The organism is Cellulomonas fulva (assembly GCF_018531375.1).
Lineage (GTDB): Bacteria > Actinomycetota > Actinomycetes > Actinomycetales > Cellulomonadaceae > Cellulomonas > Cellulomonas fulva.
Genome location: NZ_JAHBOH010000001.1, coordinates 2,590,187 through 2,614,892 on the forward strand (window position 1 = coordinate 2,590,187; position 24,706 = coordinate 2,614,892).

Sequence of the window (24,706 nt, forward strand, 5' to 3'; positions counted from 1 at the left end):
CGCGGCGGTCGCCCGACCATGTATCTTGATGTCGAGATATCTTGCGTCGACGACCGCCGTAGGCTGGCGATCGACGCCCTGCGGTCCGTGGACCCCCATCCCCGGCAGACTCGCCCCAGAAGGAGCCGCCCAGTGAGCACCGTCGACAGCTTCGGATCCCGCGGAACGCTGGAGGTCGGTGACGCCTCCTACGAGGTGTACCGGCTGTCCGCGGTCCCGGGCCTCGAGCGCCTCCCCTTCAGCCTCAAGGTCCTCGCCGAGAACCTGCTGCGCACCGAGGACGGTGCCAACATCACGGCGGACCACATCACCGCGCTCGCGTCCTGGGACCCCGACGCCCAGCCCGACACGGAGATCCAGTTCACGCCGGCGCGCGTGATCATGCAGGACTTCACCGGCGTCCCGTGCGTCGTCGACCTGGCGACCATGCGTGAGGCCGTCGCCGAGCTCGGCGGCGACCCCGAGCGCATCAACCCGCTCGCCCCGGCCGAGATGGTGATCGACCACTCGGTCCAGATCGACGTCGCGGGCCGCGCCGACGCCTTCGTCAAGAACGTCGAGCTCGAGTACGAGCGCAACCGCGAGCGCTACCAGTTCCTGCGCTGGGGGCAGACGGCGTTCGACGACTTCAAGGTCGTCCCGCCCGGCACCGGCATCGTCCACCAGGTCAACATCGAGTACCTGGCCCGCGGCGTGATGGTGCGCGACGGCAAGGCGTACCCGGACACCTGCGTCGGCACCGACTCGCACACCACCATGGTGAACGGCCTGGGCGTCCTGGGCTGGGGCGTCGGCGGCATCGAGGCCGAGGCCGCGATGCTCGGCCAGCCGGTCTCGATGCTCATCCCGCGCGTCGTCGGCTTCAAGCTGACCGGCACGATCCCGGCGGGCGTCACCGCGACGGACGTCGTGCTGACGATCACCCAGAAGCTGCGTCAGCACGGCGTGGTCGGCAAGTTCGTCGAGTTCTACGGCGAGGGTGTCGCGGCCGTGCCGTTGGCCAACCGCGCGACGATCGGCAACATGAGCCCGGAGTTCGGCTCGACGGTCGCCATCTTCCCGGTCGACGACGTCACGATCGACTACCTGCGCCTGACCGGCCGTTCCGCCGAGCAGCTCGCGCTCGTCGAGGCCTATGCCAAGGAGCAGGGCATGTGGCTCGACCCCACGGCCGAGGGCTACACCGAGCCCGTGTTCTCCGAGTACCTCGAGCTCGACCTGTCGACCGTCGTGCCGTCGATCGCCGGGCCCAAGCGTCCGCAGGACCGCATCGAGCTCTCGCACGCGAAGGAGCAGTTCCAGCGTGACCTGCCGACCTACGCACCCGAGCTGAACCAGGTCGACGAGGCCGAGCGCGAGTCGTTCCCGGCCTCGGACGCGCCCGCGATCTCGTCGTCGGCGAACCGCACGTTCTCGGTGACCGACAGCGAGGGACGCGAGTTCGAGCTCTTCCACGGCGCCGTGGCGATCGCCTCGATCACGTCGTGCACCAACACGTCGAACCCGTCGGTGATGCTCGCCGCCGCGCTGCTGGCGAAGAACGCTGTCGAGAAGGGGCTGACCGCCAAGCCGTGGGTCAAGACGTCGATGGCGCCGGGCTCGCAGGTGGTCACCAACTACTACGAGAAGGCCGGCCTCTGGCCGTACCTCGAGAAGCTGGGCTTCCACCTGGTCGGCTACGGCTGCGCCACGTGCATCGGCAACTCGGGCCCGCTCGACGAGAAGGTCTCCGCGGCCGTCCAGGAGCACGACCTGGCCGTGGCGGCCGTGCTCTCCGGCAACCGCAACTTCGAGGGCCGCATCAACCCCGACGTGAAGATGAACTACCTGGCGTCGCCGCCGCTGGTCATCGCGTACGCGCTCGCGGGGACGATGGACTTCGACTTCGACGCCGACCCGCTGGGCCGCACCGAGGACGGGCACCCGATCTTCCTCAAGGACATCTGGCCGGCCCCCGACGAGGTGCAGGCGACGATCGACGCGTCGATCGACCGCAAGATGTTCGAGGACGACTACGCGGACGTGTTCTCGGGCGACGAGCGCTGGCGCGGGCTCGACACCCCGGAGGGCAACGTCTTCTCCTGGGACCCCGAGTCCACGTACGTGCGCAAGCCCCCGTACTTCGAGGGCATGGGCGCCACCCCCGAGGCCGTCACGGACATCTCGGGTGCGCGGGTGCTCGCCAAGCTGGGCGACTCGGTCACCACCGACCACATCAGCCCCGCCGGCTCGATCAAGGCCGACTCGCCGGCCGGCGTCTACCTCGCGCAGCACGGCGTCGAGCGACGTGACTTCAACTCCTACGGCTCGCGCCGTGGCAACCACGAGGTCATGATCCGCGGCACGTTCGCGAACATCCGGCTGCGCAACCAGCTGGTGCCCGGCGTCGAGGGCGGGTTCACCAAGAACCTGCTCACCGGCGAGGACACGACGATCTACGACGCGTCGGTCGCGTACCAGGAGGCGGGCGTCCCGCTCGTCGTGCTGGGTGGCAAGGAGTACGGCTCCGGCTCGTCGCGCGACTGGGCGGCCAAGGGCACGCGCCTTCTGGGCGTGCGCGCCGTCATCACCGAGTCGTTCGAGCGGATCCACCGCTCCAACCTCATCGGGATGGGCGTCCTGCCGCTGCAGTTCCCCGAGGGCGAGTCGGCCGACTCGCTCGGCCTGGACGGCACGGAGACGTTCGACATCGCGGGCGTGACCGCGCTCAACGAGGGCACCACGCCGCGGACCGTGAAGGTCACCGCGACGAAGGCCGACGGCGGCGTCGTCGAGTTCGACGCGGTCGTCCGCATCGACACCCCCGGCGAGGCGGACTACTACCGCAACGGCGGCATCCTGCAGTACGTCCTGCGCCAGGTCGCCGGCGTCGCCTGACGACCCGGCACGACGAGCGAGACCCGCCACCCGCGACGGTGGCGGGTCTCGTCGCACCCGGGCCCGAACCGAGGAGGTCGACATGACCGGACCCACGAGGCTCCGCCGCAGGCGGGCGCAGGCGGCGGGGACCGCTGCTGCTCTCGCTGCGCTCGTCGCCCTGCTCCTCGGCGCCGCGCCGCCCGCCGCGCCGGCCGCGGACCGTCCTGGCAGCGAGGTCGTCGTCGCGGCACGGGACGGCGGCGCGCGGTTGGACCCGCCGGTCGTGCGCGCGCCCGGCGCCTGGGAGCCCACCGTGCGGACGAGCTGGGACTGGCAGATCAAGTCCGTGCCGAGCAAGCCGTACCGGGCGGTGCGGATGCTCGACGTGGACGGCTTCGAGGCGACGAAGAAGGACGTCGCGGCCATGCACGCGGCGGGCAGGAAGGTGGTCTGCTACGTCTCCGGCGGCTCGTGGGAGCGGTGGCGTCCCGACGCCGATGCGTTCCCGGCGCGGCTCAAGGGCGCGCGGCTCGACGAGTGGCCGGGGGAGCGCTGGCTCGACGTTCGCGACGTCCAGCGGACGAACAGCGTGCTGGCGCGGATCATGAACGAGCGCCTCGCGATGTGCCGGGCCAAGGGCTTCGACGCGGTCGAGTGGGACAACATGGACGCCTACCGCAACGACCCGGGCGTCCCGATCACCGCGCGCGACCAGCTGGTCTTCAACCAGCTCATGTTCAACAACGCGCACGCATACGGCATGAGCGTCCTGCTGAAGAACGACCTCGACCAGGTGCGCCGCCTGCTGCCCTACGTCGACGGGGTGCTCGACGAGCAGTGCTTCCAGTACGACGAGTGCGGTCTGCTGCGGCCGGTCGTCGCGGCCGGCAAGCCGGTGTTCGTGGCCGAGTACCGCCGCACGCCCGGTCTGTGCCGGGACGCCCGGGCGCTGCGGTTCAACGCGGTGCGGTTCTCGCTCGACCTCGACGGGACCGTGTTCCAGCCCTGCCGGTGAGGACTGCCGGTGAGGACTGCCGGTGAGGACTGCCGGTGAGGACTGCCGGTGAGCGAGGTCAGGCTTCGGCGGTGACCCGTGCGTAGGAGCGCGCGACCAGGCGCTCGAGCGCCGCGAGGTCGACCTTGGTGAGGTCCTTGAGGTAGAGGCAGGACGTCGAGACGCGGTGCGGCCCGAGCTCCGCCAGGTCGTCGTCGAGACCGTCGAACCCGTACGGGAAGTAGACGGTCGACGCGGCCGCGCGGGGCGAGAAGCCCGCGGCGGCGGAGTCGCCCTCACGCCCCGAGGCGTACGCGTAGTGGTAGCTGCCGAAGCCGACGATCGCCGGGCCCCACATCACTGCGCGCTCGCCCGTCGCGCGCTCGTGGAGCGCGAGGAGGTTGAAGCCGTCCCGCCGGCGGACCGGGTTCGTCACGGCGTCGAGGAACGCGACGGGATCGGCGGCTGTCGGGACGGTCACGGGCGAGTCGGCCATGCTCCATCATGCGCGCGCGGGACGGGAGCGAAGAAGGGCGCGCGCAAGGTTCCGCGTCCTGGCGACACCAACCTGACATGGGACACGGTCGAGGGACACGACGACAGCAGGCGTGGATCGGTGCGGCGGGGGTGCTGCTGCTCGCGGGATGCGCATCGAGCGCGGCGGCCGAGCCCGGGCCGCGGTCCGGCGAGGGCGAGCGCCAGCACGTCGCCCTCGATGAGGCGGACGCGCTCGACGAGGTGGTCGCGGCGAGCTGGGAGCTCGGGGTCGCCGCCCTGCGCGAGTCCGACGGCCAGAAGGCGGCGGTGGTCTCGCCCTCGAGCCTCGTCTCGGCGCTGGCGATGGTGGCCGAGGGCGCGCGCGGGGACGAGGCCCTGCCGTTCGACGCGACGCTGGGAGCCGCTGGCGACGACCGCACCGACGCGGTGAACGCGCTGCTCGGCGCGCTCGAGCGGTACGAGGGCGATCCGGCGGTCGTCCAGGAGGACGACCTGCCGGAGACACCGGTGCTGCACTCCGCCCAGCAGGTCGTCGTGGACGACCAGACCGTGCCCGAGCAGGACTACCTCGATGTCCTGACCCAGTCGTACGGCGCCGGCGTCATGGTCACGGACCTGGCGACCGACCAGGGTCTGGACCCGCTCGGCGCATGGGTGCGCGAGCACACGGGCGGCCTGGTCGAGGACACGGCGATGTCCCCCGACCCGCTGCTCGCGCTCGTGCTGCAGGACGCGGTCGCCTTCGCGGGTGCGTTCGAGCAGCCGTTCGAGGAGGGCATGACCGCCGACCGGCCGTTCGCCGTGGGCGGCACGCGGGTCGACGTCCTGACCATGTCGGGGACCAACCCGCTCGTCGCGGTCGAGCAGGACGGCTGGACGGCGGTGCGCCTGCCGTTCACCGACGACCTCTCGCTCGACGTCGTGCTCCCGCCGGTGGGATCGCCCGAGGCGGTGCGGCCTGCCGACGCGCCACCGGAGGTGCTGGCGGCCCTCGGGGACGCGCTCGACTCGGCGCCGCAGCGCGCGGTCCAGCTCAGCCTGCCCGTGCTCGACCTCAGCACGAGGACCGACCTCATGCCGCTGCTCAGCGACCGCGGGCTCACCGGTTGGCTCAGCGGCCTGGTGGCGGGCGATGACGACGTCGCGATCGGCCAGGGGACGCAGCAGGCCGTGCTCGAGCTCTCGGAGGGAGGCGTCCGGGCGGCGGCGGTGACCGAGCTCGGCATCGTCTACGCCTCGGGCCCGATCGTCGAGCTCGAGGTGGCGGTGGACCGGCCGTTCCTGCTGAGTGTCCGTGACGGGAGCTCCGGGTGGCCGGTGTTCCTCGCCGCGGTCGAGGACCCCCGCCCGTGACCGCCCGCCGCGCCGCACCCGCCCGCTGGGCGGCGCCCGCGGTGCTGGTCGCGCTCGCCGGGTGCGCGGGGGCGCCCTCCGGCGACGAGCCCGCCCCCGCGGTCGAGTTCGAGCAGCTCGCCCTCGAGGACGCCGCCGCGGTCGACGGCGTCGTCGCCGCGACGTGGCGTCTGGGCGTCGAGGCACTGCGGACCGGCGAAGAGCCCGCGAGCGCGATCGTCTCGCCGTCGAGCCTCGTGACCGCGCTGGCCATGCTGGCCGAGGGTGCTCCGCCGGCTGCGGCGGGCCCGCTCGACGACGCGCTGGGCGCGGCCGGTCAGGAGCGGACCGACGCCGTGAACGCGCTGCAGGGCGCGCTCGCGCGCTACGGCGGAGACCCGGCCGTGCTGCAGGACGACGAGCTGCCGCGGGTGCCGATGGTGCACGCGGCGCAGCAGGTGGTGGTGGACGACGACCACGAGCTCGTGCCGGACTTCCTCGACCGGCTGCGGGCCGGGTACGGCGCGGGCGTGCTGCGGACGGACCTCGGCTCGTCGGCAGGGATCGACGACCTGAGCGACTGGGTCAGGCAGCACACCGGTGGCCTGGTCGAGAAGAGCGGCATCGTGCCCGACGCGGCGCTGGTCGCGGTGCTGCAGGACGCGATCGCGCTCGCGGCGGCGTGGGAGCAGCCGTTCGACGCCGCGCTGACGAGCGACGAGACGTTCCACGTCGCCGGCGACGAGCCGGTCACGGTGCCGACGATGCGGGGGATGCCCGAGACGGTCGTCGTCGAGCAGGACGGGTGGCAGGCCGTGCGGTTGCCGTACACCGACGACCTCGCGGCGGACGTCCTCCTGCCGCCGGCCGGCTCGGCGGCGGCGGCGGACCCCGCGACCGCGGACGCAGGCGCCCTGGCGGAGCTGTCGGCTGCGCTCGACGAGGCGACGCCCTCGCTCGTGGCGGTCCGCATGCCGGTGATCGACCTGGCGACGAAGCTCGACCTCCTGCCTTTGCTGGGTGAGCTCGGGATCACCGGGGTGCCGTACGAGGTCGTGACGAGCGGGCCCGCGCACCTCGGGCAGGCAGTTCAGCAGGCCGTCCTCCAGGTCGACGAGGCCGGCACGCGTGCCGCGGCGGTCACCGAGCTCGGGCTCCTCGAGTCCGCCGGGCCGCGCCCCGAGCACGAGGTCGTCGTCGACCGGCCGTTCCTCGTCGTCGTGCGGGACGGGACCACCGAGTGGCCGCTGTTCCTCGCCGCCGTGCTGGACCCGCGGGGCTGACACGACGACGCCCCCGGTCCCGCAGCGTCGCGGGACCGGGGGCGTCGCCCGGAGGGGTCGATCAGGCGAGCACGGGGGTCTGCTTCGCCTCGACGGTGGCCACGGCGGTCGCCGGGTCGAGCTTGCGGAGCGCGTAGCCGATGATGCCGAAGACGACACCGAGGCCCATCACGAGGGCGGCGACGCCGAAGGCGACGACCGAGGTGAAGAGCGACGCACGGAGGAACGACCCGTTCATGGCGGTCTCGCGCAGCGGGTCCTCGCGGTCGAGCTGGGCGTAGGTCTTGCCGCCGGTGGCATCGAGCGTGTGGTGCTCGATGATCTGCGCCTCGGAGAAGGCCTCCCAGGGCGTGTCGACGGTGCCACCGGCGAACGTGGCGTCGTCGGAGACGGTGATGCTCTCACCCTTGAGGTTGGTGGAGACGGCGATCCAGGTCGTGGCCCCGGCGACCAGGAACACGGCGCCGAAGATGATGGTGATCAGGCCGAGCAGGCGGACGAGACCCGCCTTGTGGGCGGTCGTGGTGGTCGACATCGTGAGTCCTTCGGATCCCTCGGTGACGGGGTGGTGACCCCGGCGGCCTATCGGCTCGCACTACCGATCGTGGCGGCTCCGCGTGACCTGGACGTGGGACCAAGGGTCCGTGTGTCTCAGGTCACATGTACCCCTGCATGCACGCGTCCGTGCAGGTCACGGCAGCGGCGTGGAGGATCGGACGGCCCCGGCGGCGAGGTCGACCAGCCAGTCGAACGCCACGGGGAGCGCGTGCAGCACCGACACGTGACCGTCGCGAGGGCGCAGCCAGAGCTGGGCGTCGGGCAGGAGCTCGAGCAGGCGGCGGCTGTGGGACGCGGGCACGACGGCGTCGCGGCCGCCGTGCACGAGCAGCACCGGGACCCGGACCTCCTGCGGCGTGAAGCCCCACGCCTGGGCGTAGGCGACGTCGTCGTCGACCACGCCGTCGGGCCAGGCCTCGCCTGCCGGGCCGGCGTCCGCGCCGAGCGCACCCCACGCACCGCGCAGCGCCGCCCAGTCGGGCTCCACGAAGCCCGCGACCCCGTCGTCGTCCGTGTGCGCGGCGCGCGCCTCCCGGCCGCGCGTGGCGGACCGGAGCGCCGCGTCGGAGGCCATGCCGGCCGACCAGTCGAAGCCCTCGAACGGCGCGAGCCCGGCGATGCTCACGGCGGCGGTCGCGCGTTCGGGCAGCAGGGCCGCGCACGCGAGCGCATGGGGTCCGCCCCCGGACGCGCCGACGAACGCGGCTCGCTCCACGCCGAACGCGTCGAGCACGTGCGCGACGTCGTCCGCGGCGGACGCGACGGTGCGGCCCGGGGCGGGCGTGGAGCCCCCGTACGACGGGCGACCGTAGGAGACGACCCGCAGGCCGCGCCGGGCGGCGGCTGCGACCACCGGCGCGAGCAGCGCGCCGGACTGCGGCGTCCCGTGGTGCCAGACGACGGTCGGTGCGTCGGGCGGGGCGGCGGAGGCGTGCGCGCGCAGCGTCCGTCCCGCCACGTCCAGGGTGACCGAGGTCGTCGCAGGCACGTCGGCGTCCATCCGACGAGTATGCGCGATCAGCCGAGCGCGACCTGCGCCGCCGTGTGCCGCCCGACGGCGGCCATGAGCGGGTACTCCACCGGGTGCGCCGTCAGCATGGGCACCATCGCCGCGGCCCAGGCGCGCGCCCGGCGCCAGGTGGCGTCGTCCCAGCCGGACCGCTCGCGCGCCCGCCGGACGAACGCGGCGCGCCCCCGCTCGTCGAACGTCATCCACGCGGTCGCCAGGTCGCTCGCGGGGTCGCCCGAGCACAGGTCCCCGAAGTCGATGAGCCCGCCGAGCCGCGTGCCGTGCGCGAGCAGGTTGCCCGGGTGGGGGTCGCCGTGCACCCAGACCGCGGTCCCGGCATACGGGGGAGCGGCGAGCCCGTCCGCCCAGGCGCTCCGCAGCGCGTCCGCGTGGGGGAGCGCGCCGTCCTCGAGCCGCGCGGCGACCACGGCGTCCCGCGCCGCGAGCGGGACGCCCCGGAACGCGTTGACGGGTGCGTCGTCCGGCGCCGGGACGTGCAGTGCGGCGAGCGCGTCGGCGAGCTCGGTGGCCCACGCGGTGCGGCCGGCGACGTCGGTCGCGGCGGCGACCGTGCCGGGCAGCCAGGGCAGGACGCTCCACGGCCACGGGTAGCGGGGGCCGGGGCGCCCGTGGCGCACCGGCGTCGGGACGGCCACGGGCAGCATCGGGGCCAGGCGGGGGAGCCAGGTCTGCTCGGCCACGACGAGCGCCGCCGAGAGCTCCCGCACCGGGAACCGCAGCGCGAGGTCGTCGCCCAGCCGCCAGGTGAGGTTGTCCCAGCCGTGGACGCGGCCGCGCAGCGGGAGGTCGGCGAGGTCCGGGTGCTGCTCGAGCAGCAGGTCTCGAGCGAGCGTCTCGTCGACCTCGACCTCGATCTTCGGGTGCCGCGGCACGCTGGACCCGGTCACGGCGTCAACCGCCGGTCGCGGTCCCACGGCACCGTCCAGCCGACCGTGTCGAAGATCCCGTGCAGCACCAACGCGGTGAAGCCCCACACGAGCACGTCGCCGTCGAGCTGGAACGCGGGCGTGCGCAGCGTGCCCCGCACGCCTCGGTGCTCCACCACGCCGCGGCGGGCCGGGTCGAGCAGGTCCGCCACCGGGGCGCGGAACACGTCGACCGCCTCGGCGTGGTCGACGGCCGCGACGTGCGACGGTCGCGCCCACCACGCCACGACGGGCGTCACGAGGTTGTCGCTCACGGGCAGGGGCACGTCGGCGAGCGTCCCGAGCACCTCGACACCGGCCGGGTCGAGCCCGGTCTCCTCGACCGCCTCACGGACGGCGGCCTCGCGCGGCCCGGCGTCGGTGGGGTCGATGCCGCCGCCGGGGAAGGCGACCTGACCCGCGTGGTGCGCCATGGTCGCCGCGCGCCGCTGCAGCAGGACGTCGAGCTCGGCCGGTGCGTGCGCTGCGCCCGCCGCCCGTGCGGGGAGGTGGTCGAGCACCCCGAACAGCACGAGCACCGCGGCCCGGCGGGCGCTCGACGGGTCGCGCAGGAGCCGGCCCGGGTCGGTGGGCCACCGCACGCCGTCCCGTACCAGCCGCTCGAGGTCGTGCCGCGCGTCGGCGGGGCTCGTCGGCCCCGTCACCCGCGGAGCCGGACCTGCTCGGCGAACACCTCGACCACCTTGCGCGCGGCCGGGACCAGCGCCGGCAGGTGCGTCCGCCCGTCCTCGCGGATCGTGGCGATCTCGTCGTCGTCGAGACCCGCGACCATCTCCGGGGTCTGCAGCCACAGGTCGAGCATCGCGGGCTCGAGCTCGAGGTGGAACTGCACGCCCAGCGCGCTGCCGCGGCGGAACGCCTGCACGGGCGTCACCTCGGTCGACGCCAGCAGGGTCGCGTCCGGCGGCAGCTCGACCGCGTCGGCGTGCCAGTGCAGCACCGTGGGCCGCGCGCCGAGCGGACCGAGCACCAGGTCGTCCGCGACGACGTCGACCGGCCCGAACCCGACCTCGGTGCCGTGCCGGCGCAGCAGCCGGCCGCCGAGCGCCATGGCCAGCAGCTGCGCGCCCAGGCAGACGCCGAGCACCGGCACGTCCTGCGCGACGGCGCGGGCGAGCAGCGCGCGCTCGGCCGCGAGGCCGGGATGGTGCAGGTCGTCGTCGGCGTCCATCCAGCCGCCCATCACGACGATCCCCGCGACCTCGTCGGGATCCGGCAGGAGCGGGTCCGCGACGTCGACCACCGTGCGCACGCGCAGCGGTGCGTCGAGCGCGGGACCGATGAGGCCGGGACCCTCGGAGGGCGCGTGCGTCAGGACCAGGACGGGCCGCACGTCGCTCACCAGCCGTCGGGGAGGGGACGGCCCTCCTCGTAGCCCGCCGCGGACTGGATCCCGACGACGGCACGCTCGTGCAGCTCCTCGAGCGTGGCGGCGCCGACGTACGTCGCCGCGGACCGCACGCCGGACGTGATGTGGTCGACCAGGTCCTCGACGCCGGGCCGGCGCGGGTCGAGGTACATCCGCGAGGAGGAGATGCCCTCCTCGTACAGCGCCTTGCGCGCGCGCTCGAACGGCGACCCGCCGCGCGTGCGGGCGGCCACGGCGCGCGCCGACGCCATGCCGAACGACTCCTTGTAGAGCCGTCCGGTGCCGTCCTCGTGCAGGTCGCCGGGAGACTCGTGCGTCCCGGCGAACCAGGAGCCGATCATGACCTGGGACGCACCCGCGGCCAGCGCGAGCGCGACGTCGCGCGGGTGCCGGACACCCCCGTCCGCCCAGACGTGGCCGCCGAGCCGACGTGCCTCCGCCGCGCACTCCAGGACCGCGGAGAACTGCGGGCGGCCGACCGCGGTCATCATGCGCGTGGTGCACATGGCGCCGGGCCCGACGCCGACCTTGACGATGTCCGCCCCGGCCTCGATGAGGTCCCGCGTGCCCTCTGCGGTCACGACGTTGCCCGCCACGACGGGGACCCGCGGGTCGACCGAGCGCACGGCGGCGAGCGCCTCGAACATCTTGCGCTGGTGGCCGTGCGCGGTGTCCACGACGAGCGTGTCGACGCCGGCCTCGAGCAGCGCCGCGGCCTTGGCCTTGACGTCCCCGTTGATGCCGACGGCCGCGGCGATGCGCAGCCGGCCGCCGTCGTCGAGCGCGGGGCGGTAGATCGAGGAGCGGAGCGCGCCCACCTGCGTCAGCACGCCGACGAGCGCGCCGTCGCGGACCACGGGCGAGAACCGGCGACGGCTCGCGTGCAGCTGCTCGAACGCGGCCTCGAGGCCGCGCGCGCCGCCGGACTCGACGACCGCGAGGTCGACGGTGGTCGGCTGGTCGCTCATGACGTCCTCGACCTGCGTGAACCGGTCGACGCCCTGGCAGTCGGCCTCGGTCACGACGCCGACGGGCCGGCCGTCGGCGACCACGACCGCCGCGCCGTGCGACCGCTTGCCGATCAGCGTGAGCGCGGTGTGCACGGTGTCCTGCGGTGCCACGACGACCGGGCTCTCGACGACCGGGTGGCTCGCCTTGACCGACCGGACCACGTCCGCGACGACGTCCGCGGGGATGTCCTGCGGGATCACCGCCATGCCGCCGCGACGGGCGACGGTCTCGGCCATCCGCCGGCCGGAGACCGCGGTCATGTTGGCGACGACGAGCGGGATCGTCGTCCCCGTGCCGTCGACGCTCGCGAGGTCGACGTCGAAGCGGGAGGTGACCTCGGAACGTGACGGGACCAGGAAGACGTCGCCGTACGTGAGGTCGGAGGTGGCCGACTGGCCGGGCAGGAAGCGCATGAGGGGATCCCCTTTCCGAGACATCCTACCCGTGGGGGCCCGGCCGGCCCCGCCTGCCTGGGGGCGCCCGCCGCCGCTGGGACCTACAGTGGTGCGTCAGGCACTCGGCGTCCGCACCCGCGCTGCAGCGTCGCCGCACACGACGAGACCCCGGGAAAGGACGCGTCCGTGACCCGATCGATCCTCTCGACGATCCGCACCCCGGCGGACGTGCGCGCGCTGCGCCCCGAGCAGCTCGACGACCTCGCGGCGGAGATCCGCGCGTTCCTGGTCGACCAGGTCTCGCGCACGGGCGGACACCTCGGCCCGAACCTCGGCGTCGTCGAGCTCACGGTCGCGATGCACCGCGTCTTCACCAGCCCCCGGGACACGTTCGTCTTCGACACCGGGCACCAGTCCTACGTGCACAAGCTGCTGACGGGCCGCGGCGACTTCAGCGCGCTGCGGCGTCGCGACGGGCTCTCGGGCTACCCCAGCCGCACGGAGTCGGAGCACGACGTCGTCGAGAACTCGCACGCGTCGACCGCGCTGAGCTGGGCGGACGGGATCGCCAAGGCCAACGAGCTGCAGGGCCGTGCGGACCGGCACGTGGTCGCCGTGATCGGCGACGGCGCCCTCACCGGGGGCATGGCGTGGGAGGCCCTCAACAACATCGCGGCGGCCGAGGACCGCCGGCTCGTCGTCGTGGTGAACGACAACGGCCGCTCCTACGCCCCGACGATCGGCGGGCTGGCCCACCACCTCGACTCGCTGCGCACCACGCAGTCCTACGAGAGCGTGCTGTCCTGGGGCAAGCGGACCCTGACGCGCTCCGGTGCGCCGGGCCGCGTGGCGTACGACGCGCTGCACGGCCTGAAGAAGGGCATCAAGGACGTCGTCGCGCCGCAGGGCATGTTCGAGGACCTGGGCCTGAAGTACATCGGCCCGGTCGACGGCCACGACGAGCCCGCGGTCGAGCGCGCGCTGCGTCGCGCGCAGGCGTTCGGCGGTCCGGTGATCGTGCACGTCATCACCGAGAAGGGGCGCGGGTACTCCCCGGCCGAGCAGGACGCGGCGGACCGGTTCCACGCGGTCGGCCGCATCCACCCGGAGACCGGCCTGCCGGTGGCGCCGTCCCGGTTCGGGTGGACCAGCGTCTTCGCCGACGAGATCGTGCGGATCGGCCGCCGCCGCCCGGACGTCGTCGCGATCACGGCGGCGATGCTGCAGCCCGTCGGCCTCGCACCGTTCGCGCAGGAGTTCCCGCAGCGCGTCTTCGACGTCGGGATCGCCGAGCAGCACGCGGCCACCTCCGCGGCGGGCATGGCGTTCGGCGGCCTGCACCCCGTCGTCGCGGTCTACGCGACCTTCCTCAACCGCGCGTTCGACCAGGTCCTCATGGACGTCGCGCTGCACCGGGCGGGCGTGACGTTCGTGCTCGACCGGGCCGGCCTCACCGGCGACGACGGCGCGAGCCACAACGGCATGTGGGACATGGCGATGCTGGCGATCGTGCCCGGTCTGCGGCTCGCGGCCCCGCGCGACGAGGAGACGCTGCGCACCGCCCTGCGGGAGGCGGTCGACGTCGACGACGCCCCGACGGTGGTCCGCTACCCCAAGAGCGCGCTCGTCGACCCGATCCCCGCGCTCGAGGACGTCGACGGCGTCGACGTCCTGGCCCGGCACGACGACGCGGCCGACGCGCGCCGGGTCCTGGTGGTCGGCGTCGGCTCGATGGTGGGCTGCGCGCTGCAGGTCGCCGAGCAGCTCGCCGCGCACGGCCTGCGCGCCACGGTCGTGGACCCCCGGTGGGTCCTGCCGGTGCCGGCCGCCCTGGTCAAGCTCGTCGGGGACCACGACCACGTCGTGACGATCGAGGACGGCGTCGTCGACGGCGGCGTCGGTGCCCACGTCGGCCAGCGGGCCGCCGAGCACGGCATCGCCACGCCCGTGCAGTCGTTCGGCATCCCGCGCGACTTCCTGCCGCACGCCTCCCGCGACCAGCTGGTCACGACGCTGCGGCTGACTCCGCAGGACGTCACGCGCGACGTGCTCACGGCGCTCGCCCGCGGCTGACCGCGCCGCGCGACCGGCACGGGGTCGCCGACGCCGGCGAGCGCCCCGGGTGATGATGGAGCGCCCCGGGTGATGATGGGGACATGAGCGCCCAGCCCCGCACCGCCCGGTCCACCGTCGCGATCACGGGCGGCTACGTCGTCCCCGTGGTGTCCGACCCGATCGAGGGCGGGACCGTCCTGGTCGAGGACGGCATCGTGACGGCCGTGGGGGCGGACGTCGTGGTCCCCGAGGGCGCCCGCGTCGTCGACGCGACCGGCAGGTGGGTGCTGCCGGGGTTCGTCGAGGCGCACGCGCACCTGGGCCTGCACGAGGAGGGCGAGGGCCGCGCGGGCGACGACACCAACGAGATGACCGACCCGAACGGCGCGGGCCTGCGCGCGATCGACGCGATCAACATCGAGGACGAGGGGTTCCGGGACGCCCTCGTCGGCGGAGTGACGTCGGCCGTGGTCAAGCCCGGCTCGGGCAACCCGATCGGCGGCCAGGCGGTCGCGATCAAGACCTGGGGCGGCCGCACGGTCGACGAGCAGGTCATCCGCGAGGCGGTCTCGGTCAAGTCGGCGCTGGGGGAGAACCCCAAGCGGGTCTACGGCGAGCGCAAGCAGCTGCCCTCCACGCGGCTGGGCGTCGCGCACGTGATCCGTGCGGCGTTCGTCGACGCGCAGACCTACGTCGCGCGCCGCGACGCCGCCGCGGCGAAGGGCGAGCCGTTCGCGCGCGACCTCGCCAAGGAGACGCTCGCGCGCGTGCTCGCGGGCGAGCTCGTGTGGGACCAGCACGTGCACCGGGCCGACGACATCGCGACGGCACTGCGCCTCGCGGACGAGTTCGGGTACCGGCTGGTGATCAACCACGGCACCGACGGCGCGCAGATCGCGGACGTGCTCGCGGAGCGGGACGTGCCGGTGGTGTTCGGGCCCATGTTCACGACGCGGTCCAAGGTCGAGCTGCGGCACCGCGCGATCGCGAACCTCGGCGTCCTGGCGCGCGCCGGCGTGCGGGTGGCGATCACGACCGACCACCCCGTGGTGCCGATCAACTTCCTGGTGCACCAGGCCTCGCTCGCGGTGAAGGAGGGGCTCGACCGGGACACGGCGCTGCGGGCGCTGACCGTGAACCCCGCGCAGTTCCTGGGCATCGACGACCGCGTCGGCGCGCTCGCGCCCGGGCTGGACGGCGACGTCGTGGTGTGGAGCGGCGACCCGCTGGACGTGACCTCGCGCGCCGAGCGCGTGCTGGTGACCGGGACCGAGGTGTACGCGTGGGAGCCCGGCACGGACGGGGAGCCCGGCACGGGCCGGGTGGTCGAGCGCGGGTCCCGCTTCGCGCGCTGAGCGCGCGCACCGCCCTCGTCGGGCACGGGCCGGACCCCACGTGTGACGTGCGGAACAGGCCGCCGGGCCAAAGGTCCTGAGACATCCCATCACTCGCTTCGTAGGTTCGATCCATCGGACCGATTCCCCAAGGAGCGAAGATGTCCACGACGGCCGTACCCGGCACCGACCACCTCGAGGCGACGACGCCCGCTGCCTGGGAGGGGTTCGTCAGCGGACCCTGGGCAGACCACGTCGACGTGCGGGACTTCATCCAGCGGAACTACACGCCGTACACCGGCGACGCGTCGTTCCTCGCCGGGCCCACCGAGCGCACGACCGCGATCTGGTCGAAGCTCTCCGCCATGTTCCCCGCCGAGCGGGAGAAGGGCGTCTACGACGTCGACGCGACCACGCCGTCGACCATCACGTCGCACGGACCCGGCTACATCAGCGAGGGCGACGAGGTCATCGTCGGCCTGCAGACCGACGCGCCGCTCAAGCGCGCGATCATGCCCAACGGCGGCTACCGCATGGTGCAGACCTCGCTCGAGACCTACGGCTACGAGGCCGACCCGGTCGTCACGGAGATCTTCACCAAGTACCGCAAGACCCACAACGACGGCGTCTTCGACGTGTACCCGCCGGCCGTGCGCGCCGCGCGCTCGTCGCACATCATCACCGGCCTGCCCGACGCCTACGGCCGCGGCCGGATCATCGGCGACTACCGCCGCGTCGCGCTGTACGGCGTCGACGCGCTGATCGCGGCCAAGAAGCTCGAGAAGGCCGACCTCGACATGGAGCGCTCCGTCGAGGACGTCATCCGCGCCCGTGAGGAGCTCGCGGAGCAGCTGCGGGCGCTGAACGAGCTCAAGACGATGGCCACCTCGTACGGCTACGACGTCTCCGGCCCGGCGACCACGGCGCGCGAGGCCGTGCAGTGGCTGTACTTCGGCTACCTCGCCGCGGTGAAGGAGCAGAACGGCGCCGCGATGTCGCTGGGCCGCACCTCGACGTTCCTGGACGTCTACCTGAACCGCGACCTCGAGGCCGGCCGGATCACCGAGGAGCACGCGCAGGAGATCATCGACGACTTCGTCATCAAGCTGCGGATCGTGCGCTTCCTGCGCACGCCCGAGTACGACAACCTCTTCTCCGGCGACCCGACCTGGGTCACCGAGTCGATCGGCGGCATGGGCGAGGACGGGCGCACGCTCGTCACCAAGACCTCGTTCCGCTACCTGCAGACGCTGTACAACCTGGGTCCGGCCCCCGAGCCGAACATGACGGTCTTCTGGAGCGACCGGCTCCCGGAGGGCTTCAAGGCGTACTGCGCGCAGGTGTCGATCGACACCTCGGCCGTCCAGTACGAGTCCGACGACCTCATCCGCGCGGACTGGGGCGACGACGCGGCGATCGCCTGCTGCGTGTCCCCGATGCGGGTGGGCAAGCAGATGCAGTTCTTCGGGGCGCGCGTCAACCTCGCCAAGGCGCTGCTGTACGCGATCAACGGCGGGCGCGACGAGGTCTCCGGCAAGCAGGTCGCGCCGGTCACCGCGCCGGTCGAGGGCGAGATCCTCGACTACGACGACGTGATGGCGAAGTTCGACGCGACCATGGACTGGCTGGCCCAGACCTACGTCGACGCGCTCAACTGCGTGCACTACATGCACGACAAGTACGCGTACGAGCGCATCGAGATGGCGCTGCACGACCGCGAGATCCTGCGCACCATGGCCTGCGGCATCGCCGGCCTGTCGGTGGTCGCGGACTCGCTGTCGGCGATCCGGTACGCGAAGGTCCGCGCGCTGCGCACGGCCGACGGCCTGGTCACCGAGTACCAGGTCGAGGGCGACTTCCCCACGTACGGCAACGACGACGACCGCGCCGACGACATCGCCGTGCACCTCGTCGAGACCTTCATGGAGAAGATCCGCCGGTACCCGACGTACCGCGGCGCGCTGCACACGCAGTCCGTCCTGACCATCACGTCGAACGTCGTCTACGGCAAGGCCACGGGCTCGACGCCCGACGGCCGGCGCCACGGCGAGCCCTTCGCCCCGGGTGCCAACCCGATGAACGGGCGCGACACGCACGGCATGCTCGCCTCGGCGCTGTCGGTGGCCAAGCTGCCGTACTCGCAGGCGCAGGACGGCATCTCGCTCACCTCGTCCGTGGTGCCCAGCGGGCTCGGCCGGACGCGCGGCGAGCAGGTCGCCAACCTCGTCGGGCTCCTGGACGCCTACACGATGTCCAACGGCTACCACATGAACGTCAACGTGCTGAACCGCGAGACGCTGCTGGACGCCATGGAGCACCCGGAGAACTACCCGCAGCTCACCATCCGCGTCAGCGGCTACGCGGTGAACTTCGTCCGGCTGACGCGCGAGCAGCAGCTTGACGTCCTGTCCCGCACGTTCCACGGCGCGGTCTGACCGTCCCGACCGATCGAACCGATCACCCACCGATCACCCACCAGCACGACGAGCCCGAGGGAGACGACGATGAGCACCACGACCGCCGAGGTCACCGGAGCCCCCGTCGTCTCCCTCGGCGTCCCGCTGGTGGGTGGCCAGCACGGCCGTGTGCAGGGCGCCGGCACCGAGGGCCTCGCGGAAGCCGAGTCCGACGACCGCTCGGCCCGGCTCGCCGCGGTCCGCGCCGGCGAGCTCGGGGCGGTGCACTCGTGGGAGCTCGTCACGGCCGTCGACGGCCCGGGCACGCGCCTGACGGTGTTCCTGTCCGGGTGCCCGCTGCGCTGCCTGTACTGCCACAACCCGGACACCATGGAGATGCGCCGCGGCACGGACGTGACGGCGGACGAGATCCTGGCGAAGGTCAAGCGGTACCGGGGCGTCATGACGGCGACCCGTGGCGGCCTGACCATCTCCGGCGGCGAGCCGCTCATGCAGCCCGCGTTCGTGCGGCGCCTGCTGCGCGGGGCCAAGGCCATGGACGTGCACACCGCGATCGACACGTCGGGCTACCTCGGCGCGCACTGCACCGACGAGATGCTCGACGACGTCGACCTGGTGCTGCTCGACGTGAAGTCGGGCGACCCCGAGACCTACCAGCGCGTCACCGGCCGCCCGCTCGAGCCGACGCTGCAGTTCGGCCGGCGTCTCGCCGCCCGCGGCGACACCGAGATCTGGGTCCGCTTCGTCCTGGTCCCGGGCCTGACCGACGACGAGGAGAACGTCGAGGAGGTCGCGCGGTACGTGGCCTCGCTCGGCGAGTGCGTCACGCGCGTCGAGGTGCTGCCGTTCCACCAGATGGGCCGCGACAAGTGGGCCGAGCTCGGCATGCGGTACGAGCTCGAGGACACCCAGCCCCCCACCCCGGAGCTGGTCGAGCGCGTGCGCGACCAGTTCCGCAGCCGCGGCCTGCAGGTCTTCTAGAACGCGCTGATCGACGCGGGCGCCCGCTGCGGGCGGCTCAGCGAGCGGACCAGCGCGTCCTGACCGTGGCGCCGGACCGCGAGGTCCGTCAGCAGCGTGAGCACGGGGGAGAGCACCTCGTGCGGGAACTGCGGGACGGGGACGTCGAGGCTCGCCGCGAGGTCGTCGGAGTGCACCACGATCTCCAGCAGCCGCGTCGCGACGACGTCCTCGATCGCCATCGCGGCGCCCGTCCAGGGCAGGACCACGACGGGGGGCACCGCGGTCAGCGCGGCGTCGAGCCGCGCGAGCGACATCTGGGCCGTCAGGGCGGCCGCCTGAGGGCCCGCGGCCGCCTGCTGCTCGCCCCGCTCGCGGACCCCCACGTTCGACGGCCCCTCCAGGTCCTCGTGGAGCCAGACCGCGCGCGCGTAGTGCGTCGACACGGCGATCGGCTCCGAGAGGCGCGAGTCTCGAGGGTCGTGCGACTCGAGCACCTCCACCAGGCGCTGCGGCTGGTTGATCAGGTGCCACGTGAGCCCGCCGACGCTGAGCCCGGCGCACGCGGACTCGTCGTCCCACCGGGCCGTGAGCTCAGGCCAGGCGACCAGTCCGGCCAGCAGTCGCGTCGCGGCGAGGGCGGCGCGTGGGTCGAGCTTTCCGACGAAGGTCAGATCGGGCCACATGGGGACAACCTTGGCACGGCTCCGGCGCCTGCAGGCGCGGATGGTCCCACCGGCTGCGCCCGTGTCGGGCGCAGCCGGTGCGTCAGGCGTGGTGCGTTCAGGCGTGGTGCGGTCAGGCGTGGTGCGGGGTGGGGACGTTCGCCGTGCCGTCGGGCAGGAGCCGGCGGCCCAGGACCCGCTCGCTGTAGCCGGTGCGGTCCAGCAGGGGCGTGATGCCGCCCAGGTGGAAACCCCAGCCGGCGCCCAGGATCATGCAGAGGTCGATCTGCTGCGGCGTGGCGACCACGCCCTCGTCGAGCATGTGGCCGATCTCGACCGTGAGGGCCGTCAGGACCGAGTCGAGCACGCCTGCCTCGTCGAGCGGCTGCTCGGTCCGCTCAGGCGCGGGCCGGCTGCCGCGGGCCTCGTCGAACGTCGCCTGGATGGCCGGGTCGACGGGCTTGGGCAGCCCCTTGCCCGGCGCGGGGAGGACGACGCGTGTGCCGTCGGCGACGAGCTTCTCGAGCCCCGGCGACCGGGGGAACCGGTCGCCCAGGTCCTCGCGCAGCGACGTGAGGACGTGCAGGCCCACCGCGGGCCCGACGAGGTCGAACAGCTCGAACGGCGGCATCGGCAGGCCGAGCGGCCGCAGCGCGCGGTCCGCGACCTCGACCGGGGTGCCGTTCTCGACCGCGTCGACGATCACGCCGAGCAGCAGGACCAGCAGACGGTTCACGACGAACCCCGGCCGGTCGGCCACGAGTACCGCGGTCTTGCGCAGCTTCGACGCGACCGCGAAGCCGGTGGCCAGCGCCTCCGGCGACGTGCGCTCGGCGTGGATCACCTCGACCAGCGGCATGGCGGCCACGGGGTTGAAGAAGTGCAGCCCGACGACGCGCTCGGGGTGCTGCAGGTCCGCGGCCATCTGCGTGATCGACAGGGCCGAGGTGTTCGTCGCGAGGACCGTGTCCGCGGAGACGACCTGCTCGACCTCGGCGAACACGCGCTTCTTGAGCGAGAGCACCTCGGTCACCGCCTCGATCACGAGGTCGCAGCCGGTGAGGTCGGCCAGGTCGGTCGTGCCGTGGACCGATCCCAGGAGCCGCGCCCCGGTCGACTCCGAGATCCGGCCCGACGACGTCAGGCGGTCGACGCCCGCGCGCACCGCGCTCAGCCCGTGCGCGACCCGCTCGTCGTCCAGGTCCCGCATGACGACGGGGACGCCCAGGCGCTGCGCGAAGAGCAGGGCGATCTGGGCGGCCATGAGCCCGGCGCCGACGATGCCGACGCGCGTGACCGGACGCGCGAGGGCCCGGTCCGGGGCGCCGACGGGCCTCTTGCCGCCGGAGACCAGCCCGAACGCGTAGACCGAGGCGCGCATCTCGTCGGACATGATCAGGTCCGCGAGGGCCTCGTCCTCGGCCGCGAACGCCTCCTCGCGCGACGACGCGCGCGCCGCGGCGACCAGGTCCAGCGCCCGGTACGGCGCGGGCCGGGAGCCGGCGACCGTCGCGTCCAGCCGCTGCCGCGCGGCGTCGGTGACGGCGGTCCACGTGGCCTCGTCGTCGAGCTCCCGACGGGCGACCGCGACCTCGCCCGTCAGCACGCGCGCCGCCCAGCGCACGGACTCCTCGAGGAAGTCCGCGGCGTCGAGGACCACGTCGACCAGGCCGATCTCGGCGGCCTGCTGCGCGCTGAACGGCTTGTTGGCCGCGGGCCGGGCCAGGATGACGTCGAGCGCGGCCTGCACGCCGACCAGCCGCGGCACCAGGTACGCGCCGCCCCAGCCGGGCACGAGGCCCAGCCCGGTCTCCGGCAGGGCGAGGGCCCGCACGTCCGCGGCCGCGGTCCGGTAGTCGCAGGCCAGCGCGAGCTCGAGCCCGCCGCCGAGTGCGACGCCGTTGACGAAGGCGAAGGTCGGCACGCCCATGTCGTGCAGCAGCGCGTACGCGGCGTGGCCGCCGCGCCCCAGCGCGAGCGCGTCGTCGCGCGAGGTCACGCTCGCGACCTGCGTCAGGTCGGCGCCCGCCGCCAGGAAGTAGGGCTTGCCCGTGACGGCGACGGCCTGCACCTCGCCCGCGGCGACGCGCTCGCGCAGGGCCGTCAGGGTCGTGGTGAGCTCGGCGATGCCGAGCGGTCCCAGCGTCGTCGGCTTGGTGTGGTCCAGGCCGTTGTCGATCGTGACCAGGACCAGGGTGCCTGCTCCGCCGGGCAGGCGGACGTCCCGGGCGAGGGCGTGCGAGACGCGCTCGGCGCGGGGCTCCGCCGGGGTGGTGCTCGGGGCGTCGCTCATCGCGCGGCCTCCTCACTCGTCGGGACATCGCTCGTCGGGACATCGCTCGTCGGGACGTACTCGGGGTGGTGAGGGTTCTCCCAGATCACCGTGCCGCCCTGGCCCAGGCCGACGCACATCGTCGTGAGCCCGTACCGGACGTCGGGCCGCTCGGCCATCTGGCGGGCGAGCTGGGTCATCAGCCGCACGCCCGACGACGCGAGCGGGTGGCCCACGGCGATGGCGCCGCCGTCGGGGTTGACCCGCGGGTCGTCGTCCGCGATCCCGAACGCGTCCAGGAACGCGAGCACCTGGACGGCGAACGCCTCGTTGATCTCGAACAGGCCGATGTCCTCGATCGTGAGCCCGGCCCGCTCGAGCGCCCGCCGGGTCGCCGGGACCGGGCCGATGCCCATGATCTCCGGCTCGACGCCCGCGTACGCGAACGCGACCATGCGCATCCGCACGGGGAGCCCGAGCTCGGCGGCCGTGTCCTCGGCGGCGAGCAGGCAGGACGCCGCGCCGTCGGTCAGCGGTGCCGACGTGCCGGCCGTCACGCGGCCACCGGGACGGAACGGGGTCGGCAGGGCCGCGATGCCCTCGACCGTGGTGCCGGGGCGGGGCGGCTCGTCGGCCGTCGCGAGGCCCCAGCCGCGCTCCGGGTCGCGGGTCGCGACCGGCACGAGGTCCGCGTCGATGCGGCCCGCGGCGAGCGCCTCGGCGTACTTGCGCTGGCTCGCGGCGCCGTAGGCGTCGGCCCGCTCGCGCGTGAGGGCACCGAAGCGGTCGTGCAGGTTCTCGGCGGTGACCCCCATGTTCAGGGCGTCGTTCGCGACGAGGCGCTCGGCGAGGAAGCGCGGGTTCGGGTCCGCGTCGAAGCCCATCGGGTGGTGGCCCATGTGCTCGACCCCGCCGGCGAGTGCGACGTCCGCCGCACCGACGCCGATCGCGGCGGCCACGTTGGTCACCGCCGTCATCGCGCCGGCGCACATGCGGTCGATCGCGTACCCGGGGACCGTGCGCGGCAGGCCGGCCAGCACGCCGACCGTGCGGCCGAGCGTCAGACCCTGGTCGCCCTGCTGCGTCGTGGCGGCGATCGCGACCTCGTCGATCCGCTCGGCGGGCAGCTCGGGATGCCGGCGCAGGAGCTCGCGCACGGTCTTCACCGCGAGGTCGTCGGCCCGGGTGTGGGCGTACAGGCCGTCCGGCCGGGCACGGCCGAAGGGGGTGCGCACGCCCTCGACGAAGACGGTGCGGCGGACGCGGGGAGCCGGGTTCGGCGACGCGGGTGCGGATGCGGCGGGCATCGGGCCTCCAGGCGGGACGGCGGTGTCCGTGGATGGCTGACCAGGGTGGCGTCCTGATCAGGACCTTCGGCCCGGTGGGCCGAAGTTACTCGAGAGTAACATCCGGCGGCCCGTGACGTCCGTCACCCGGCGGCGCCGGTTCGTCGGCCGCGCGGTCACGCCGTCGGCAGCGCCCCGAACGCGGCGGTGAGCGGACCGGCGAGCAGGCCGACCTGCCACGGACGCGCACCGCCGGCCTCGAGCTGGTCGGCGATGCCGCGCTCGTCGAGCGGGCGCGGCGGGGACCAGCACAGGCGGCGCAGCAGGTCCGGCTGCAGCAGGTTCTCGACCGGCACGGTGTGCTCCGCGGACAGGGCGGCCACGACGTCCCGTGCGGCGGCGAGCCGCGCGGCGGCGGCCGGGTCCCGGTCCGCCCAGGCGCGAGGCGGCGGCGGGGCGTCGCTCTTGGGCCCGCGGACCGAGGGCAGCTCGCCGTCCGGCAGCGCCAGCGCACGGTCGATGGCCGCCTGCCACAGCGGAGCGCGGCGACGCGTCCCCTTGCCCGAGAAGGCGGGCAGCGCGGTCAGCGCGGGCACCGAGCGCGGGAGCGCCTGCGCGGCGGCCACGATCGCCGCGTCGGGCAGCACGCGGCCCGGGGAGATGTCCCGCTGGCGGGCGTTGGTGTCCCGCGTGGTCCACAGCTCGCGCACCACCGCCAGCCGGCGGGCGTCGCGGATCGCGTGCAGACCGGAGACGCGGCGCCAGGGCTCGACGCGCGGGGGCGGCGGGGGAGCCGTGCGCACCGCCTCGAACTCCTGCGCCGCCCACTCGGCCTTGCCGGCCACCGCCAGGCGCTCGGCGAGCACCTGCCGGACCTCGACGAGCACCTCGACGTCGAGCGCCGCGTAGCGCAGCCACTCGGTCGGCAGCGGCCGCGTCGACCAGTCGACGGCCGAGTGCTCCTTGGCGAGCCCGAGGCCGAGGGTGTCCGCGACGACCGCCGCGAGGCCCACGCGCTCGAGGCCCAGCAGCCGGGCGCCGAGCTCGGTGTCGAACACCCGCGACGGGCGCATCCCCTGCTCCGCGAGGCCGGGCAGGTCCTGCGACGCCGCGTGCAGCACCCACTCCACGCCGACGAGCGCCTCGGACAGCGCCGAGAGGTCCGGCAGCGCGATCGGGTCGATCAGCGCGGTGCCCGCACCCTCCCGTCGCAGCTGCACCAGGTAGGTGCGCTGGCCGTACCGGTAGCCCGACGCGCGCTCGGCGTCGACCGCCACGGGTCCCGTCCCGGCGCCGAACGCGGCCACGACGGCGGCGAGCGCCTCCGGGGTCTCGACGACCGGCGGGATGCCCTCGGCCGGGTCGGTGAGGGGGACGACCGCGTCCTCCGGGGCATCCCCGGAGGGGTCCACCTGCTCCTCACCCGCTCGCATGGGAACCACGGTAGGCGACGACGGCACCG

At 73.9% G+C, this 24,706-nt stretch carries 19 protein-coding genes; 8 read left to right on the forward strand and 11 right to left on the reverse strand.

Annotated features, from left to right (window positions below; genetic code table 11):
• The first annotated feature begins 132 nt into the window (after positions 1-132).
• Both acnA and KIN34_RS11520 read left to right on the forward strand, forming a co-directional pair.
• Positions 133-2,877, forward strand: a complete 2,745-nt coding sequence (acnA, locus tag KIN34_RS11515) for an aconitate hydratase AcnA (RefSeq protein ID WP_214350582.1) — start codon at positions 133-135, stop codon at positions 2,875-2,877.
• Between the two features lie 82 nt (positions 2,878-2,959).
• Positions 2,960-3,874, forward strand: a complete 915-nt coding sequence (locus KIN34_RS11520) for an endo alpha-1,4 polygalactosaminidase (RefSeq protein ID WP_214350585.1) — start codon at positions 2,960-2,962, stop codon at positions 3,872-3,874.
• A 58-nt stretch (positions 3,875-3,932) separates the two neighbouring features.
• On the opposite strand, the gene KIN34_RS11525 is transcribed toward KIN34_RS11520, so the two are convergent.
• The gene (locus tag KIN34_RS11525; protein WP_214350588.1) at positions 3,933-4,349 is read right to left on the reverse strand and encodes a DUF1801 domain-containing protein; all 417 of its coding nucleotides are present in this window, start codon (positions 4,347-4,349) and stop codon (positions 3,933-3,935) included.
• A 77-nt stretch (positions 4,350-4,426) separates the two neighbouring features.
• Between KIN34_RS11525 and KIN34_RS11530 the strand changes: the two genes are divergently transcribed.
• Both KIN34_RS11530 and KIN34_RS11535 read left to right on the forward strand, forming a co-directional pair.
• Positions 4,427-5,704: a serpin family protein gene (locus KIN34_RS11530; protein WP_214350591.1), complete on the forward strand. Its 1,278-nt coding sequence runs from the start codon at positions 4,427-4,429 to the stop codon at positions 5,702-5,704.
• Entirely contained in the window at positions 5,701-6,966 is a 1,266-nt protein-coding gene (locus KIN34_RS11535) for a serpin family protein (RefSeq protein ID WP_214350593.1), read from the forward strand. Before KIN34_RS11530 ends, KIN34_RS11535 begins: the two co-directional genes overlap by 4 nt.
• A gap of 61 nt (positions 6,967-7,027) precedes the next feature.
• Here KIN34_RS11535 and KIN34_RS11540 read toward each other — a convergent pair whose 3' ends face one another.
• The 6 genes from KIN34_RS11540 to KIN34_RS11565 all read right to left on the reverse strand — a co-directional run bounded on the left by KIN34_RS11540 (position 7,028) and on the right by KIN34_RS11565 (position 12,273).
• Positions 7,028-7,501 carry an aromatic ring-opening dioxygenase LigA gene (locus KIN34_RS11540; protein ID WP_214350596.1) on the reverse strand — a complete coding sequence of 158 codons (474 nt, stop codon included), beginning with the start codon at positions 7,499-7,501 and terminating at the stop codon, positions 7,028-7,030.
• A 156-nt stretch (positions 7,502-7,657) separates the two neighbouring features.
• Entirely contained in the window at positions 7,658-8,524 is an 867-nt protein-coding gene (locus KIN34_RS11545; protein ID WP_214350599.1) for an alpha/beta fold hydrolase, read from the reverse strand.
• Positions 8,525-8,541: 17 nt separating this feature from the next.
• Entirely contained in the window at positions 8,542-9,441 is a 900-nt protein-coding gene (locus tag KIN34_RS11550; RefSeq protein WP_214350602.1) for an aminoglycoside phosphotransferase family protein, read from the reverse strand.
• Positions 9,438-10,124, reverse strand: a complete 687-nt coding sequence (locus KIN34_RS11555; RefSeq protein WP_214350605.1) for an NUDIX hydrolase — start codon at positions 10,122-10,124, stop codon at positions 9,438-9,440. Before KIN34_RS11555 ends, KIN34_RS11550 begins: the two co-directional genes overlap by 4 nt.
• A complete protein-coding gene (locus KIN34_RS11560; RefSeq protein ID WP_307858200.1) occupies positions 10,121-10,822 on the reverse strand; it encodes a type 1 glutamine amidotransferase in 702 nt (233 codons plus the stop codon). The genes KIN34_RS11555 and KIN34_RS11560 overlap by 4 nt, the downstream gene beginning before the upstream one ends.
• On the reverse strand, positions 10,819-12,273 hold the full coding sequence (locus tag KIN34_RS11565) for a GuaB1 family IMP dehydrogenase-related protein (RefSeq protein ID WP_214350608.1): 1,455 nt from the start codon (positions 12,271-12,273) through the stop codon (positions 10,819-10,821). The genes KIN34_RS11560 and KIN34_RS11565 overlap by 4 nt, the downstream gene beginning before the upstream one ends.
• Positions 12,274-12,441: 168 nt before the next feature.
• Here KIN34_RS11565 and dxs point away from each other — a divergent pair, with 168 nt between their 5' ends.
• From dxs to pflA, 4 genes are all read left to right on the forward strand, one after another.
• A complete protein-coding gene (gene dxs, locus KIN34_RS11570; protein ID WP_214350613.1) occupies positions 12,442-14,328 on the forward strand; it encodes a 1-deoxy-D-xylulose-5-phosphate synthase in 1,887 nt (628 codons plus the stop codon).
• 83 nt (positions 14,329-14,411) lie between these two features.
• Positions 14,412-15,665, forward strand: a complete 1,254-nt coding sequence (locus KIN34_RS11575) for an amidohydrolase (RefSeq protein WP_214350616.1) — start codon at positions 14,412-14,414, stop codon at positions 15,663-15,665.
• 140 nt (positions 15,666-15,805) lie between these two features.
• The gene (gene pflB / locus KIN34_RS11580; RefSeq protein ID WP_214350619.1) at positions 15,806-18,079 is read left to right on the forward strand and encodes a formate C-acetyltransferase; all 2,274 of its coding nucleotides are present in this window, start codon (positions 15,806-15,808) and stop codon (positions 18,077-18,079) included.
• A 69-nt stretch (positions 18,080-18,148) separates the two neighbouring features.
• Entirely contained in the window at positions 18,149-19,042 is an 894-nt protein-coding gene (pflA, locus tag KIN34_RS11585) for a pyruvate formate-lyase-activating protein (RefSeq protein ID WP_214350622.1), read from the forward strand.
• Here the strand turns inward: pflA and KIN34_RS11590 are convergent.
• The 4 genes from KIN34_RS11590 to KIN34_RS11605 form a co-directional block, all read right to left on the reverse strand.
• Positions 19,039-19,707, reverse strand: coding sequence for a maleylpyruvate isomerase N-terminal domain-containing protein (locus tag KIN34_RS11590; protein ID WP_214350625.1), 669 nt, complete (start codon positions 19,705-19,707; stop codon positions 19,039-19,041). The two genes, pflA and KIN34_RS11590, sit on opposite strands and share 4 nt — an antisense overlap.
• Positions 19,708-19,819: 112 nt before the next feature.
• Positions 19,820-21,979 (reverse strand): 3-hydroxyacyl-CoA dehydrogenase NAD-binding domain-containing protein, encoded by a 2,160-nt coding sequence (locus KIN34_RS11595; protein ID WP_214350628.1) that lies wholly within the window; start codon positions 21,977-21,979, stop codon positions 19,820-19,822.
• Positions 21,976-23,265, reverse strand: coding sequence for a thiolase family protein (locus KIN34_RS11600; protein WP_214350630.1), 1,290 nt, complete (start codon positions 23,263-23,265; stop codon positions 21,976-21,978). The genes KIN34_RS11595 and KIN34_RS11600 overlap by 4 nt, the downstream gene beginning before the upstream one ends.
• 155 nt (positions 23,266-23,420) lie before the next feature.
• The gene (locus KIN34_RS11605; protein ID WP_214350633.1) at positions 23,421-24,677 is read right to left on the reverse strand and encodes an HRDC domain-containing protein; all 1,257 of its coding nucleotides are present in this window, start codon (positions 24,675-24,677) and stop codon (positions 23,421-23,423) included.
• Positions 24,678-24,706: the final 29 nt, after the last annotated feature.